12 protein-coding genes are annotated in these 16513 nt (G+C 46.8%); 6 read left to right on the top strand and 6 right to left on the bottom strand.

From position 1 onward, the window contains the following. Window positions 1-4: 4 nt before the first annotated feature. Window positions 5-814 carry a transporter substrate-binding domain-containing protein gene (locus tag M2137_RS04040; protein WP_280765177.1) on the top strand — a complete coding sequence of 270 codons (810 nt, stop codon included), beginning with the start codon at window positions 5-7 and terminating at the stop codon, window positions 812-814. 17 nt (window positions 815-831) lie between these two features. On the opposite strand, the gene M2137_RS04035 is transcribed toward M2137_RS04040, so the two are convergent. Both M2137_RS04035 and M2137_RS04030 read right to left on the bottom strand, forming a co-directional pair. Beyond that, window positions 832-2061 carry an ATP-binding protein gene (locus M2137_RS04035; RefSeq protein ID WP_280765176.1) on the bottom strand — a complete coding sequence of 410 codons (1230 nt, stop codon included), beginning with the start codon at window positions 2059-2061 and terminating at the stop codon, window positions 832-834. A 424-nt stretch (window positions 2062-2485) separates the two neighbouring features. Beyond that, window positions 2486-3340, bottom strand: coding sequence for a phospholipase A (locus M2137_RS04030; RefSeq protein ID WP_280765175.1), 855 nt, complete (start codon window positions 3338-3340; stop codon window positions 2486-2488). 166 nt (window positions 3341-3506) lie between these two features. Here M2137_RS04030 and M2137_RS04025 point away from each other — a divergent pair, with 166 nt between their 5' ends. Further along, entirely contained in the window at window positions 3507-5303 is a 1797-nt protein-coding gene (locus tag M2137_RS04025) for a DNA mismatch repair protein MutS (RefSeq protein WP_280765174.1), read from the top strand. 115 nt (window positions 5304-5418) lie between these two features. Here the strand turns inward: M2137_RS04025 and M2137_RS04020 are convergent, their stop codons facing one another. Then, window positions 5419-6207 carry a M48 family metallopeptidase gene (locus M2137_RS04020; protein ID WP_280765173.1) on the bottom strand — a complete coding sequence of 263 codons (789 nt, stop codon included), beginning with the start codon at window positions 6205-6207 and terminating at the stop codon, window positions 5419-5421. 136 nt (window positions 6208-6343) lie between these two features. Here M2137_RS04020 and M2137_RS04015 point away from each other — a divergent pair, with 136 nt between their 5' ends. Both M2137_RS04015 and M2137_RS04010 read left to right on the top strand, forming a co-directional pair. Then, window positions 6344-7612 carry a mechanosensitive ion channel family protein gene (locus M2137_RS04015; RefSeq protein ID WP_280765172.1) on the top strand — a complete coding sequence of 423 codons (1269 nt, stop codon included), beginning with the start codon at window positions 6344-6346 and terminating at the stop codon, window positions 7610-7612. Window positions 7613-7631: 19 nt separating this feature from the next. Then, the gene (locus M2137_RS04010; protein ID WP_280765171.1) at window positions 7632-9743 is read left to right on the top strand and encodes a prolyl oligopeptidase family serine peptidase; all 2112 of its coding nucleotides are present in this window, start codon (window positions 7632-7634) and stop codon (window positions 9741-9743) included. An 81-nt stretch (window positions 9744-9824) separates the two neighbouring features. Here M2137_RS04010 and M2137_RS04005 read toward each other — a convergent pair whose 3' ends face one another. Both M2137_RS04005 and M2137_RS04000 read right to left on the bottom strand, forming a co-directional pair. After that, window positions 9825-11813, bottom strand: coding sequence for a glucosamine-6-phosphate deaminase (locus M2137_RS04005; protein WP_280765170.1), 1989 nt, complete (start codon window positions 11811-11813; stop codon window positions 9825-9827). 88 nt (window positions 11814-11901) lie between these two features. Further along, window positions 11902-13842, bottom strand: coding sequence for an ABC-F family ATP-binding cassette domain-containing protein (locus tag M2137_RS04000; protein ID WP_280765169.1), 1941 nt, complete (start codon window positions 13840-13842; stop codon window positions 11902-11904). Window positions 13843-14182: 340 nt separating this feature from the next. Between M2137_RS04000 and M2137_RS03995 the strand changes: the two genes are divergently transcribed. After that, on the top strand, window positions 14183-14734 hold the full coding sequence (locus M2137_RS03995) for a DUF3332 domain-containing protein (protein ID WP_280765168.1): 552 nt from the start codon (window positions 14183-14185) through the stop codon (window positions 14732-14734). Window positions 14735-14868: 134 nt separating this feature from the next. Then, the gene (locus M2137_RS03990; RefSeq protein WP_280765167.1) at window positions 14869-15699 is read left to right on the top strand and encodes a TerC family protein; all 831 of its coding nucleotides are present in this window, start codon (window positions 14869-14871) and stop codon (window positions 15697-15699) included. On the opposite strand, the gene M2137_RS03985 is transcribed toward M2137_RS03990, so the two are convergent. Then, window positions 15700-16503 carry an EFR1 family ferrodoxin gene (locus M2137_RS03985; protein WP_280765166.1) on the bottom strand — a complete coding sequence of 268 codons (804 nt, stop codon included), beginning with the start codon at window positions 16501-16503 and terminating at the stop codon, window positions 15700-15702. It lies immediately after the preceding gene. Window positions 16504-16513 lie beyond the last annotated feature (10 nt).

Genomic DNA, 16513 nt, shown 5'->3' with positions numbered 1-16513 from the left:
TTCTATGAAGTCCAAAAAACTTCTGTTATTGTATGCTTTCTTATTGCTTTTGGTGGTGGCCACGATGTTTCTTTTAAAGAAACCCAGGGAGACCGCCCGTGACCTGCAAGAGATAAGACAAGAGGGCGTATTACGTCTCATCACCGAATACAACCCGACTGGCTATTATGTAAGCGGTGATACGATCCAGGGGTTTCAGTATGAATTAAGCCAGGCCATTTCAGATATCTCTGGCCTGGAGGTAGAGATCCAACTGGAAATGAACCTTTCCAAAAGCTTTGAGAAGCTAAATCAACGAGCAACAGACATTATCGCCCGGAATATCCCGGCCACCACAGAACTAAAAGAATCCTACCTGTTCACCGACCCGGTTCTATTAAACAAACAGGTATTGGTGCAACGCACCTCTAAAGCAAACCACGGAATCCTTCCTGTACGCAATCAACTACATTTAGCCAAGAAGCAACTATATGTACCCGCCCAATCGCCGGCCATCCTGCGCCTGCGCAACCTGGAACAGGAGATCGGAGACACGATTCATATCGTGGAAGATCCGCTTTACTCTTCGGAGCAACTGATTATCATGGTGGCCAGTGGAGACATCGACTATGCGGTCTGTGATCAGCCCATCGCCCTGCATATGCAGGATCAATTCCCGGAAATCGACATCAACACCGATATCAGCTTCACCCAGTTGCAGTCGTGGGTCGTGCGCAAAGAATCCCAAGAGCTGTTAGACAGCCTCAATCATTGGTTCGGCCGCATAAAAGAAAGCGGGAGGTATAATCAGATATACTCCCGCTACTATAAATAAACTAATTAGGTAGATTGTTATTCTTCGCTTGATGGTTCGTGGGAAGGCAGGGTGAATGAGAATGTCGATCCGACGCCTTCGGTCGAGTCTACCTCCAATTTACCGCCCATTTTGGAAACCAATCCCTGACAAATAGCCAGTCCCAGCCCGATACCTTCGGCATAGTCATTCACTTTAGCAAAACGGCCGAACAGCTGTTTCTGCTTCTCTTCCGGAATACCCAAACCGGTATCTTTCACATAGAAACAAAGCTGTCCATCCGGCAAACTTCTGTAACCGATGGTGATCGATCCTTTGCGCGTATGTTTGATCGCATTGTTGGCCAGGTTGGTAATCAACTGCAACAAACGAACGGGATCCGTTCCGAACAGACATTCTTTTTTCTCCTTCTCGACAATCAATTCCACACCGCCCGGCATACGCAAACGGGTCGAGGCATAAGCCGAATCAACCAGATCGTTTACATCAATGTTTTCATACGAGATCTTCACTACATCGGCTTCGATCTTCGACAAGTCAAGAATATCATTGATCAGCTGCATCAGCATCTGGTTGTTGGTCTTGATCACATCATAATAGGCCATACGCTCATCGGCCGAATCGGTAAAGGCCATAATCTCTGCAAAACCGGTGATCGCATTCAAAGGGGTACGGATCTCATGGCTCATATCTGCCAGGTATTTCGACTTCATACGGTCGGCCTTTTCCATCCGGTCGACCAACTCTTCCATCGTCAGTTCCTGCGACTTGCGGGCATCAATATCAGAAGAACAGAGCAATACAGTGGTAAACCCATCCGCATCCCTTTCATAGAGATAAATGATATATTCCCGCCAAACAAACCGGGTATGTTCCGGAAATTTGACAAATGCTTCAAATTTCACCTCCTGCACGCCATCATTCACAACAGATAGAAAATATTTCCAGAAAACGTCCAGGCTCTCTTCGTCGAAAACAGATATATAATGATCCCAGTTTATCAAAATAGAACGCTCCGCATCCTCTACCCAATGGTAAAGAATGGTCACTTCCGTATCCTTATAATCTTTCGTATGAGGATTAATTCTCAATAAACTTGCATGAACATCATTGGCCTTAAAAGCAATTTTGGAAAGAAGACGCAATCGTTTCAGCGTTTCTTTCGGATCCTCATTTTCATCGGATAAGATAGTTAACCAATGAGGGTTATTGTTCGCTCCATTTATAACATCTGTCTGAAGAAGTTTCTTTTCTTCATCACATTTCATATCACACCCCTTTTACTTCAATTTGCAAATAAAATATAAAGGTATTCCATTATTCTTAAACAGCCAACAAAAAAAGAAAAAACTTTCAAACCCTTATGGAAAAGCCTGTAAATTATCCTCCCCCGATAAAATACAATTTGATAAATCCCCCTAATATGTAACGATTCAGCAATTTTGCGGAAATGTAAGCAAATGTTAAAATGTTCGTTTTCGGCGAAATGCCCAATTTACGATTTGTAATTTCAGAAGGACTTTGCGCGCAAAAAAGCGGGACTTTGAAGACAAACTCCCGGGAGAAACACTTTTTAACGTATGGATTTGTAAGTAAAACGACCGTTTTGCTTACAATCGATATTTTAACATTTTGGTATTTGTCGTGCAAAAACAGATGGCAGATAACTCTTTTTACAAATCTGCATCCTTATCAGAAAAAGCTAAAATCTTGCGGTTTGATGACGAAGCCTATGCGCAACATACTTTTGAACTGGTTGTATTCGAGCAGGTTCTCGCCGTAGCCATTATAATATTGTAGGAAGAAATACTGGTTTTCGCTTGGGTTGAACTTATAGCTTAGTTCGAGTTGGGTGTTGAAACTCATTTTACTGCTTCGTTTGGTGAACAGGGCGGATGCGGCAAAACGCTGGTTATCGCTGCGGTACGTGGCGCCTAACTGAAACAGACCGTTGTAACGCAGGATGTCCCGGTTATTGCCACTGTCGATAATAGGCGCCCATATCCGAAACTGTGTCTCCCAGTTTTTATTGATCATGATAGAAGCACAGGCGGTTACTTTATTCCAACTACGTGAGTCGATACTGTCTTTTCCGTTCGATTCGTGTTCCAGCATCAGATAGCCTTTCCCGATGTAGTTGTTCTTATAGATAATGAGATGACCCAGTCCTATGCCGGGGTTATAGTTCATCTCGCGCATTGGCATCGATTCCTGGAAGATGTTCCAAAAGGCTTTTTGGGTGTATTGGATAAAGAGGTAGGTGTCGAAAGGTAGATTACTCTTGGTCAGTTTTTGTTGGATGCTCAGTTGGAACCGGGCATCGGAATTGGCGCTGTTCGCTTTGGCGTTGACGGGGATGCCTCCGATGAAGTAATTGTCGCGGAACAGGGTGAAGTAGGGGCGACGGTCGAGTTCGGCACGTACACTATCCGCATTGTAATAGCGTACCTCGGGTAGATTATCCAGGAATTGCTGAACCGGTCTCTGGGCAAAACCGGTATGGATTGTTAACAGGCACACGCTTAACACAAATAAAATTCTTCTCATCTTCTATCACTATTATCAGATCCATTTACCGATGCAAATATAGACACTTTGCCCGGCTTGGCATTAGTTGAAAATAAAGCAACCCTCGTCATTTCTGTTACTCTTTATAGAATAAACCGATTTTGGGTTCGATATGTTCAGCTCTCTTTCACTATCTTTACGCCCCATGGAGAAAGTATATACGTATTACCGGGAAAATGTAACCTCTTATTCCCGCCGGACGGAACAATTGAAACGACAAATACACCTGTTGGGAACGATCCGTCTTGTTCTTGTTGCCTTGTTGATATTGGCTATATGGCTTTTGAGAAACGAGAGTTGGCAAAGCATTTTAGGATCTATCGTCTTGTTTGCCATTCCTTTTGCCTTGTTAATGGTGTATCATACGCGGTTGCATAACCGGAAATTATATACAGAGGCGCTGATCGCTTTGAATGAGTCTGAATTGAAAGGGCTCGATTATGACTTTTCGGCCTTCGATGGCGCTCCGGAAAAGGTGGAGGCGGCTCATGCTTTTAGCCTGGACCTGGATGTGTTTGGCGATCGTTCGCTGTTTCAATCCCTCAATCGCAGTACGACGGTTATGGGAAAAGAGCGGTTGAGCGAATGGTTTCTCTCGCCGTTGACCGACAAGAAAGAGATCCTTCGGCGCCAGGAGGCTGTTCGTGAATTGAAAGATCATACATCGTTACGGCAACATTTCTATGTGACGGGAAAGCGCCGCAGCGGACATAAAAAGGACAGGGATTATCTGCATGCCCTGACCAATGATGATGCTTATTTTCTACATAACAGACTATGGAAAGCTCTGTTGTGGGTCGTACCGGCCATATGGGTGGTGTTGCTGGGTGGTGTCATCACGGGTTTTCTTGCCAGTAGCCTCCTTATGGGTTGGATTTGTGTGAGTTTTATCGTGGCGAACCTGACCGGGAAACGTATCAATAAGATCTATGAGTCGGTCAATAAAATGGAAAAGATATTCTCGACCTATGCCAGTCTGATGAGAAGTATCGAATCGACTCCTTTCCAATCGGAAGAACTGACAAAGCTCACGGCCGACCTGATAGGCAAAGAGGGACTGCCCGCCTCGAAAGCCATTAAACAACTCTCCGGGTATATCGGCGGATTAGATCAGCGTTATAGTGCCGCGGGCATCCTATTAAACCTTTTCTATCTGCGCGATACGCGGCATGCCTTGTGCCTGGAACGCTGGAAAAACCGCTATCGCGATGAGGTAGTTGTCTGGCTCGATGCGTTGGGAAGCTTTGATGCCTATAGTTCCTTGGCGGGATTTGCCTTCAATCATCCCGACTATGTGTATCCGGACATAGCGGATACCTACTTCCGAATGGAGGGGAAGGGGCTGGGACATCCGCTGCTTAACCGGGATGCCTGCGTCCGTAATGATACTCATATTCCTAAGAAGTCCTGGTTTTTGATCATAACGGGGGCGAATATGGCCGGGAAAAGCACCTATTTGCGCACGGTGGGGGTGAATTACCTCTTAGCCTGCATTGGATTGCCTGTGTTTGCCGAGTCATTAACGGTCTGTCCGGCACAGATGGTAACAAGCCTGCGCACCTCCGATTCACTTGTCAGCAATGAGTCCTATTTCTTTGCCGAACTGAAACGGTTGAAAATGATTATCGACCGCCTGAAGGAGGGGGAAGAACTCTTTATTATTCTGGATGAGATCCTGAAGGGAACAAACTCGGTGGATAAACAAAAAGGATCGATCGCGTTGATGAAGCAACTGGTTCATTTTGAGACCTGCGGCATTATCGCTACACACGACCTGGTATTAGGAACACTGGAAGAGGAGTTTCCTGACAATATCAAGAACTACCGCTTCGAAGCCGATATAAAAAACGATGAACTCTCCTTCTCCTATCAGCTACGCGAAGGCATTGCCCAGAATATGAATGCCTATTATCTGATGAAGAAGATGGGGATCACCGTTTGAGGAAAATTATGAATTGTGAATTATGAATTATGAATTGGGATTAAAAGAAACTAATTGCTTTACGCTTCGCTAAGCGATTTTCGCTTCGCTCCAATTCATAATTCACAATTCATAATTATTTCTTGTATTTCTCCATCTCCGGCAAAGCGTTCTGGATATCATTGATACGGCGTGAATCGCTGGGGTGTGTGCTTAGGAATTCGGGCACACCGGCGCCTCCTCCTGCCGACATCTTTTGCCAGAAGCCAACAGCAGCCTGAGGGTTGTATCCGGCCATAGTCATCAGGATCAAGCCCATATAGTCGGCTTCAGATTCATGTTTGCGCGAGAAAGGAAGGATTACGAGTGTCTCAGAGCCTAAGCCGTAAACGGTACTGGCTACCTGTTGCACCATCGCGCTTTTATTACCCACCGCTGCATCCAATACCGACGCACCTAATACGGTGGCCATCTGCTGGCTCATTCGTTCGTTGCTGTGTTTGGCTACGGCATGAGCCACCTCATGTCCCATCACCACCGCCAGGTCATCGTCGGAAGAGACAATCTTCATCAGTCCTTCGTAGACCACAATCTTCCCGCCGGGCATACAGAAAGCATTCATCTGCGGATCGGCTACCAGGTTAAATTCCCAGGAGAAATTTTCCACCTCTGCGGCCATACCATTATTTTTCAGGTAGGCATTCGTGGCGGCAGCGATCTTACGCCCAACACGTATCACCTGGTCTGTCTGGCTTTTATTTGTTGATTTCTGGGCTGTCTTGATAAATTCGTTATACTGTGTCAGGCTGGATGTCAATACTTCCTGGTCGGAGACCAGCATCAGTTGTTTACGACCTGTCAGGGGAACGGTTCCGCATCCGGTTAATAACACGAAGGCAATAAGCACACTCAATACATTTTTCATAACATTTTCTATTTGTTGGAAGTAAACTACAAATATATTATCGATTTTCGTTTATATAACAGCAAAGAGAGGGAAAAAGATGCTGTTTCGGGTGATTTTAGTAAATTTGTAAGCAGAAATCATAAAAAGGTAAAACATGAATAAACTGCAAGAGAGTATTTCCGGGTTGCTGACGGATTGGGGATTGAAAGACGGAACCGGCAATTGGTTGGATAATGTGATTATATTATTAATCGTTCTGTTGATTGCTTTTCTGATCGATTATGTGTGTCGTAAGGTGTTTTTAAGGTTGTTTGCCGGTATTGCCAAGAAAACCGATACCGATTGGGATGATATCGTTGTGGAACGGAAAATCTTAGACAAAGTGATCCATCTTATTCCGGCTATCTTTGTTTATATGATGCTTCCGTTGGTGTTTGATCAAGGGACTCCTGTCCTTTATCTGTTGGCAAAAAAGATATGTATTATTTATATTATTGCTATTTCTCTCCGCTTCATCAACGGTCTGTTGAGCTTGGGTAGCGATATCTATCACCGCAGGAATAAAGGAAAGTCTATCAAAGGATTTGTTCAGGTGGTGCAGGTGATTGTTGTTTCTCTGGGGATTATCGTGATTATCGGGCAACTGATCGGAGAGGATCCGACTAAGTTGATTGCCGGTCTGGGGGCCTCTGCAGCCATTCTATCGTTGGTATTTAAGGATACGTTGATGGGCTTTGTGGCAGGGATCCAACTGACGGCAAACGATATGCTTCGTCCCGGCGACTGGATCACGATGCCGAAATACCAAGCCGATGGCGATGTGATCGACGTAACATTGAACGCGGTCAAGGTACGCAACTTCGATAATACGATCACGACCATTCCGCCATACGCCTTAGTGAGCGATTCTTTCCAGAACTGGCGGGGTATGAGCGATTCGAAAGGGCGACGCATCAAACGCTCTATCAGTATTGATATGAACAGTGTGAAGTTTTGCACCAATGAGATGCTCGCTAAGTTCCGGAAGATAAGCCTGATTACTGACTACATCGACCAGAAAGAAAAAGAGCTTCGCGAGTACAATGAAGAGCATCAGATCGATAATTCCATTATAGCCAACGGCAGACGCCAGACCAATCTGGGTATTTTCCGTGCCTATATCGAAAGCTATTTGCGCCATCACCCCGAGGTAAGCAAGGAACTGACCTGTATGGTGCGTCAACTGCAGCCGACGGAAACCGGTATTCCGTTGGAACTCTATGTGTTCCTTTCCGAAAAGCGCTGGATACCTTACGAATCGATCCAGGCGGATATATTCGATCATATATTGGCTGTTATCTCCGAATTCGAATTACAGCCTTTCCAGGAAATATCAGGAGCCGATATCCGTTCATTGCGGATGGCTGGAAATAATATCGTATAATCTAAACAAAGAAAAAACAATGAAACTAAAAGATGTAATCCTTATGGGAAGTATGATTGGCCTAATGGGCTGTTCCACCAAAGCGGCGTTGGAATATCCCGTGGCAGCAAAAGAAGAGGTGGCAGACACCTACTTCGACGTAACGGTGGCCGACCCCTATCGTTGGCTGGAAAACGATACCTCCGAGGCAACGATGGCTTGGGTAAAAGCGGAAAATGAAATGACTGCCGCTTATATAGCGCAGATCCCTTTCCGTGATCGTATCAAAGAACGCATGACCGAACTGACCAATTATGAGAAGATAGGCACGCCATTCAAACGCCATGGGAAATATTATTTCTATAAAAACGATGGTTTGCAAAACCAGAGTGTCCTGTATGTGAAGGATACCTTAGATGGTGAGGCGCGCGTGTTGCTCGATCCGAATCAGTTGTCGGAAGACGGAACGGTTGCCCTGGCGGGTATCTCTTTCTCGAATAACGGGAAATACCTGGCTTATACGATATCGCGCAGCGGATCGGACTGGAATGAGATATTTGTCTTAGACCTGGCAACAAACAAGCTGTTGGACGATCATATCCTGTGGAGCAAGTTCGGTGGTCCCTCCTGGCAGGGCGATGGTTTCTATTACAGTTCGTATGATAAACCGGAAGATGGCAAGGAATTTTCCAATGTCAATGAAAACCATAAGATCTATTACCATGAGATAGGCAAGCCGCAGTCGGCCGACCGTCTGGAATTTCAGAATCCGAAAGAACCACGCCGCTTCTATAACGCTTCTGTCAACGAAGACGAGACGATTCTCTTTGTGTCGGAAGGCGGAGCCGGGCGTGGAAATAATCTGTTTATGAAAGACCTGCGCAAACCGAATGCACCCTTGGTTGCGTTGACGACCGATATGGACTATGACTATTATCCGGTGGAGGTTATCGGTAATACCGTTTATGTGCAGACCAATTATCAGGCGCCGAAATATCATATTGCCTGTTTCAACATCGCTAAGCCGCTGTTGAAAGACTGGACGACGCTTATTTCCGAATCGGAATCTGTTCTATCGAGCGCGCAGGTGATAGGTGAGAAGTTCTTCCTGGTGTATATGAAAGATGCCTCGCATCACGCCTATGTGTATGGCTTGAATGGGAAAGAAGAATACAAAGTGACGCTGCCAACCCTGGGTTCTGTCTCTTTTTCGGGTGATAAGGATGATAAAGAGGTGTTCTATACCTTTACCTCTTTTACGTTCCCGGCTACTATCTATCGCTTCGATATGGATCAAAACCGTTCGGAAGTCTATCTGGCTCCGAAGGTTGCCTTTACACCAGAAGAGTATGTTACCGAGCAAGTGTTCTACCCCAGTGCAGATGGCACCCGGATACCGATGTTCCTCACCTATAAGAAAGGGTTGAAAAAGGATGGAACCAATCCTGTTTTACTGTATGGTTATGGCGGTTTCAATGTAAGCCTGAATCCGGGATTCTCTACCATTCGTTTGCCATTCCTGGAAAGTGGCGGTATCTATGCCATGGCGAATCTCCGGGGAGGAGGCGAATATGGCGAAGAATGGCATATGGCCGGAACCTTAATGAATAAACAGAATGTGTTTGACGACTTTATCGCTGCTGCCGAATACCTGATCAAGGAGAAATATACCCATAATACGAAGATCGCTATCAACGGCGGATCAAACGGTGGTTTGTTGGTAGGTGCTGTTGTCAATCAGCGTCCCGATCTCTTTCGGGTGGCAATTCCCGATGTGGGCGTTATGGATATGCTTCGCTACCATCTCTTTACTATTGGTTGGAACTGGGCAAGCGATTACGGCACAAGCGCTGATAATAAAGAGATGTTCGACTATCTGTATGCCTACTCTCCGTTGCATACCATCAAAAACGACGGAACGTCTTATCCGGCTATCCTGATCAATACCGCCGATCATGACGACCGGGTGGTGCCAGCCCATTCATTCAAGTATGCTGCCACGCTGCAGGCTGCCAATACCGGTGATGCCCCCAAACTAATCCGTATCGAAAGCAATGCCGGACACGGTGCCGGTAAACCAATCAGTAAGATATTGGATGAATATGCCGATACCTACGCTTTTATGATGTATAATCTCGGAATGAGTTTTTGAGATAGGGAAATAGGAGATAGGAGATAGGAGTTAAACTTTGGGTGTAATTATTTATCAAAGTAAACTCCTATCTCCTATCTCCTATTTCCTTTTGTATTGCACAAAAGCTTCAATCGCTTCATAGGAGGCAAGCCCCAGTTGTTTATAGAGTTCTGCCGTGGCGCGGTTGCGGTCTTCGGCGCGTTGCCAGAACAGGCGTTCGTCATCGCCCAGGAAGGGAGCGCTTTCCATCTGCGATTGATGTTTCAGGATAGAGTTACGTTTCAGGCGAAGTTCTTCCGGACTAATAGGCACAGCCATTTCGATATGGTCCATTTCCCATTCGGCCCAGGCGCCACGATACATCCATACCCGACAGTTTTTCATCCATTCTTCATCCTTAATCAGGTCGATAGCCGCCAGGATAGCGTCTAGACATACCTTATGCGTGCCATGCGGATCGGCGAGGTCACCGGCGACAAACATCTGATCCGGTTTGATCTCATGCAACAGATCGACGATAATCTCCACATCGGCTTTCGAGATCGGTTTCTTTTTTACTAATCCTGTTTCGTAGAACGGAAGGTCGAGGAAGCGGATATGATCGTCGTCTTTGACGCCGGCATGGCGTGCGCCATGACGCGCCTCTTCCCGGCGGATCGTTCCTTTCATAAACAAGACATCCTTACGCTCCGGTTCGCCATCGTCGATCTTTTCGTAACGCAGGTAGTGTATCAATTCTTCCGCTTTCTCTTTTATGGTGGTGTCGTTGGGTGAATAGTTACCCGCTACATCACGCAGGTATTCGCAGTAGCGGATCACCTCTTCGTCGCCCACGGCAATATTACCGGATGTCTGATAGGCCACATACACATCGTGGTGCTGGTCGCACAAGCGGCGGAAGGTTCCTCCCATCGAGATCACATCGTCGTCGGGGTGCGGGCTGAAAATAATCACCTTCTTCGGATAGGGAGTTGCCCGTTCCGGACGGTTCGAGTCATCCGCGTTGGGCTTGCCACCCGGCCATCCGGTGATGGTATGTTGGATATCATTGAATATCTTGATGTTTACATTGTATGCTGAGCCATAGATAGCCAATAGCTCGGCCAAGCCATGTTCGCCATAGTCTTTGTTGGTCAGTTTCAGGATCGGTTTGCCCGTTTGCTGGCAGAGCCATACAATCGCACGACGGATCAGTTTATTATCCCATTCGGCACTGGTCACCAGCCAGGGATAACTGATGCGAGTCAGGTCGTAAGCCGCTCCTAAGTCGATCACTACCCTGGCGTCCGGGTGGTTCTGCAGGTAGGAAGAGGGTACGACGTCTGATATTTTCTCTTCCACCGTTTTGCGGATGATATCGGCTTTGTCTTCTCCCCAGGCCATGAGAATCACATGTTTGGCATGCATCATATTGGAGATGCCCATCGTGATCACACTGGAAGGAACGCTCTCGATAGAGGGAAACGTGCGCGAGGCCTCTTTGCGGGCTGCTCCTTCGAGGTAGACTAAGCGTGTACGTGTGCTGATCGGCGTACCGGGTGCGTTGAACATGATGTTACTCGTATGTCCGACGCCCATCAGCATATAGTCGATGCCGCCTGCTTCGCTTATTTTGTTTTCGTATTGCCGGCAGAAGTCAAAGATCGCCTCTTTGGGCATCATGCCGTCGGGGGCATAGATATTCTCCGGTAAGATATCGATGTGATCCAGAAATTCGGACTTCAACCGATTGACATTTCCTGCTGTTATGCTGGTCAGCGGATAGAATTCATACTCGACAAAGACCGTTACATGGCGAAAGCTGAGCTGTTCCTCTTTATGCATGCGGATCAATTCCCGGAAGAGTGTGAGCGGAGAGCGTCCACCGGGCAATGCCAGTACGAATTGTTCGCCCGCCTCCTGTTTCTTACGGATCCCGTTGGCCAGCTCCTGCGCGATTGCTTTCGACCCTTCAATCACCGATTCGTATATGTCGGTAGGGATCTTTTCCAGGCGTGTCAAGACAGAATGTTCGTAAGCATTTTCCGGCCGATAATACTTCGGGGGGATACGAGTTAACGTAATCTGAGAACTAAGGTTTGTTTTCATATCGTTTTGATTGAGTTTTTTTCGTTCACTGCAAAGATACAAAAACAGTAAATAGGGTGTTACTGAAAGAAATAGTATTTAAACGTTTTTATTCTTTTGTCAGCTCTTCCAACTCCATGGTCAGCTCCGCCCATTGATCCATCACCTCACTCAATTGGTTTTTATTGTCGGAATAGCTGTTGTATAAAGAGGTATCCGCAGCCCCTTCCGGAGTAGCGAGCTTTTCTTCTATCTGGGCAATGCTGGTTTCCAGTTCGGCAATCCGATTTTCTGCCTCTGCAATGGTACGTTCTGCCTTTTTGATCGCGCGGCTCAACTCTTTACGCGCTTCATACGAGAGCTTGTTTTGCGATGGCTGATCGCCAGCCTGCTCGCCGGAGGAGGAGAGGGGCTGGGTGTTTCGTTCCAACTCTTGGAGGTTCTCCATTTTCTTTTTCTCCAGAAACTCGTATATGCCTCCCAGATGTTCTTTGACCTGTTGGTTGCCAAACTCATACACCTTCTCCACCAGTCCGTCGAGGAATTCACGGTCGTGTGATACGACAATGACCGTCCCGTCGAATTCCCGAAGCGCCTCTTTCAATACATCTTTCGAGCGCATATCCAGGTGGTTGGTCGGTTCGTCGAGGATCAATAGGTTGACAGGCTCCAACAACAGGCGGATCATTGCCAACCGGCTGCGTTCGCCTCCCGACAACACCTCCACCTTCTTGTCGGATGCTTCTCCGCCAAACATGAAGGCGCCCAGTATGTCGCGAATCTTGGTGCGGATATCGCCCTGGGCTACATAGTCGATGGTTTCGAAGACGGTGAGTTTTTCGTTCATCAACTGTGCCTGGTTCTGTGCAAAGTAACCGATCTTCACATTGTGTCCGAGTTGCAGTTTGCCCCGGTAGTCGATCTCATCCATGATACATTTCACCAACGTCGACTTGCCTTCGCCGTTTTTCCCCACGAAGGCCACCTTGTCGCCCCGGTTAATTGTGAAGGTCGCATCCCGGAATACGAGGTGATCGCCGTAGTTTTTCGATACATTCTCCAGGATAACCGGATAGGATCCCGAACGGGGCGCGGGAGGAAACTTCAGGTGTAATGACGAGTTGTCGACATCGTCCACCTCGATGCGGTCGATCTTTTCCAGTTGTTTGATGCGCGATTGCACCTGCACCGCCTTGGTCGCTTTGTAGCGAAAACGCTCGATAAAGGCCTCCGTATCGGCCAGTTTCTTTTGCTGGTTTTCGTAGGCGCGCAGTTGTTGCTCTCTCCGTTCCTGACGGAGAACAACATATTGTGAATAGTTAACTTTATAGTCGTAGATATTCCCCAGTTCGATTTCCAGCGTGCGCGACGTCGTATTGTCGATAAACGCCCGGTCGTGCGACACCAGGATCACCGCGTTAGCCCGTGTGGAGATGAAATTCTCCAGCCATTGTATCGATTCGATATCGAGGTGGTTGGTCGGCTCATCGAGCAACAGGATGTCGGGACGGCGCAATAAGAGTTTGGCCAATTCGATACGCATACGCCATCCTCCGCTGAATTCCGAGGTGGGGCGGTCAAAGTCTTCGCGGCGAAAACCCAGTCCGATCAGGGTGCGTTCCAGTTCCGCTAGGTAGTTGTTACCACCAATCATGCCGATGTGTTCGGTCAGGTAGGAGGTGCGGTCGATGATTTTCTGGTAGGCTTCTGAGTCGTAGTCGGTGCGTTCCGCCAGTTGAAGATTCAGTTCGTCCAACTCTTTTTCCATGATGTGGATATGTTCAAAAGCCTGTTCGGCCTCCTCTTTGACGGTACGGCTGTCGGCCAGTTTCATCTGTTGAGGCAGGTAGCCGATCGTGAGATCTTTGGGAAGGCTGACATGGCCGGTGGTGGGCGCCTGCAATCCGGCGAATATCTTTAACAGGGTCGATTTGCCTGCCCCGTTCTTGCCCACCAGGGCAATACGGTCTTTCTTATTCACCACGAACGATATATCGTCGAACAAAGTAAATCCCCCAAATTCAACCCTCAGCTTCTCTACAGATATCATGATGCGTGCCTATATTTTTTTTTAAGTGAACGCAAAGATACGAATAAATAGAGAAATTCTGAAAAACAGACGTGTAAGCAATAGAGGCCGTTTTTAACTAAAAACAGGGGGTGTTTGCTTACACTTCAAATGTTAACAAATACTAACTCCCGGGACTTTTTTCACAAAGTCCTGCCTTTTTGGAAAAATTCTCGGGCGGTTTTGACAAAATGTCAAATCCTCATTTTTTTAATATGGATTGTGAATGCCTGTTTTTCGGAATCTATAAAAATAAATAAAGCTTCCCGGATTCGGGGAAAAGTTTTTATCTTCGCAAGCAATAAACAATAAAAAATAGATTATGAAAAAAAGAAGTTTGATCTCTTTGGTTGCAGTTGGGTTAGCCTGCAACATGTTGTTTTCTTCCTGTATCGGTTCGTTTGGTTTGTTCAATAAATTATTGGATTGGAACCGTAGCCTCGATAGCAAATTGGTTAATGAGTTGGTATTTGTGGCTTTCTGCATTGTTCCTGTTTATGGCATTGCGTATGCGGCAGATATCCTGGTGTTGAATTCGATTGAATTCTGGTCGGGTACCAATCCGGTGGCGGATGTTGGCAGTGTGAAAACCATTGAGACAGACAAAGGTCTTTATGCGGTGGAAACCAAAGAAAACGGCTACCAGATCCAGAAAGAGGGTGAAGAAGCAATTGACTTGGTTTACAATCAGGACAATAGAACCTGGAGCGTGGAGGCAAATGGCGAAAGCACCGACCTGCTTCGTTTCGAAAGCGACGACGAGGTGGTGATGTTTCTGCCCGACGGTACAGAGATGCCGGTGGAACTAAACCAGGCAGGCGTATTGGCTTTCAAACAGGCGGTTGAACAATCAACCTATTATGCCGCACGCTAAAAAAACGATCTAACGATTTTAGCTATACAATCCCTGGAAGATATATTCTTTCAGGGATTTTTCTTTTGCAACAAATGGTCGGAAAGGAGTGTTCTATATCATATAGAACCGTTTACACAAACAAGATACATCCTATGGAAATCTTACATACCTTCCTATTGCCAAGCGCCTGGTTGGCCTTGTTGACGCTCACTTTCCTGGAAATAGTATTGGGCATCGACAATATAGTTTTTCTCTCTATTATGTCGTCTAAGTTACCGCCCCATCAGCAACCTCACGCCCGCACCGTCGGACTTGGACTGGCTATGTTGGCTCGGATTGCCCTCTTGTTCGGTATTTCCCTGTTGATGCAACTGACGCAGCCTCTGTTTCACTTCCAGACTTCCTGGATTGAAGGAGCGGTGACGGGACAAAGCCTTATTATATTGGCTGGCGGTCTGTTCTTGTTATACAAGAGTGTGACCGAGGTACACGACAAACTGGAAGGAGGCACTGAGGAGAGCGGTGGGCCAGGCTCCCGAAGTGGCTTTTGGACCATCATTCTTCAGATTGTTGCCTTAGATATTGTCTTTTCTTTCGATAGTGTATTGACCGCGGTCGGCATGGTGAGCTTTAGGGATTTTGGCTATGCGGGCGCTATGACCATCATGATAACGGCCATTGTTATTGCGGTTGCTTTGATGCTCTTCTTCTCCGGCCCTATCAGTCGTTTCGTTAATCAGCACCCTACCATACAGATGCTTGCGCTTTCGTTTCTGATACTTATCGGTGTGATGCTGTTGGTAGAAGCTGCCCATCTGTCGCAGTTGGTGGTGTTCGGTCGTGAGGTTAATGAGATACCGAAGGGGTATATCTATTTCGCTATCGCTTTCTCATTGTGCGTAGAAGTGCTCAATATGAAGCTGAATAAGCGATCCAGACCGGTACAACTGCATGATTCCCGGATGAAACGGAAGAGAAAATAGTCAGGAGGAAATAGCTTTTGCCTTGATATCCGGATGGTGGTAGCGCCCTTTCTTTAGCGATACCTTCCCGTATTCGATCGCCCTTTCCGGGCAATAATGAATGCAGGCTACGCATTGCACACAACTCTTTTTCGCCCATTGGGGACGGCCTGAGTCGCCTATTGTGATGGTTGATGTGGGGCAAACCTGTTCGCATATGCCGCAGGAGATACAATTGTCCGTAGCATAAAACTCATTCTGTTTCACGGCAAATCGCTTAAACAGCGGATAAATCAATCGGCTTTTGACAAACGGAAGACTGCCTTGCTTATAGAGAAGGTTGTTATCGGCGGGAGTGCTGTTGATCGCTTCCACAATCTTTTGGATCTGCGCGGGCGCTTCCTGCAACTTGGTCTGCTCGATCTCTTTGGGGTCTACGTTGAATCCGGCCATCAACACATAGTTGTTGGGCATGATAATCGAATAGGCCGCGTGTAGTGGAATCCCTCTTTCTTTCAATTCCTTTCGCAACATATCGCCCGTATAGCCACACTCATCTCCGCAAGTCGAAACGGAATAGACCCACTGATCGGTGTAATTTTCCAGCTGCAAGCGTGAAACAAACGCAGAAACAAGCAGCGCCGGCCCCCATGAATGAACGGGATAGACAAAGATTATCTTCTCATCCTGTCGCAATGCGTAGGAGAGGAGAGAACCTTCTTTCTTCTGTTCATCGGAGATGGAGATCAATGATTCGCCAAAAACTTTTGCAAGTTCCTGGGCGACCCATAGGGAATTGCCTGTTCCTGAGAAGTAAAATATCATTTGTTTTCTT

Origin of the sequence: Parabacteroides sp. PFB2-10, from assembly GCF_029893085.1 — a bacterium.
GTDB lineage: Bacteria > Bacteroidota > Bacteroidia > Bacteroidales > Tannerellaceae > QVMG01.
This window is presented reverse-complemented; position numbering and strand designations above follow the sequence as displayed.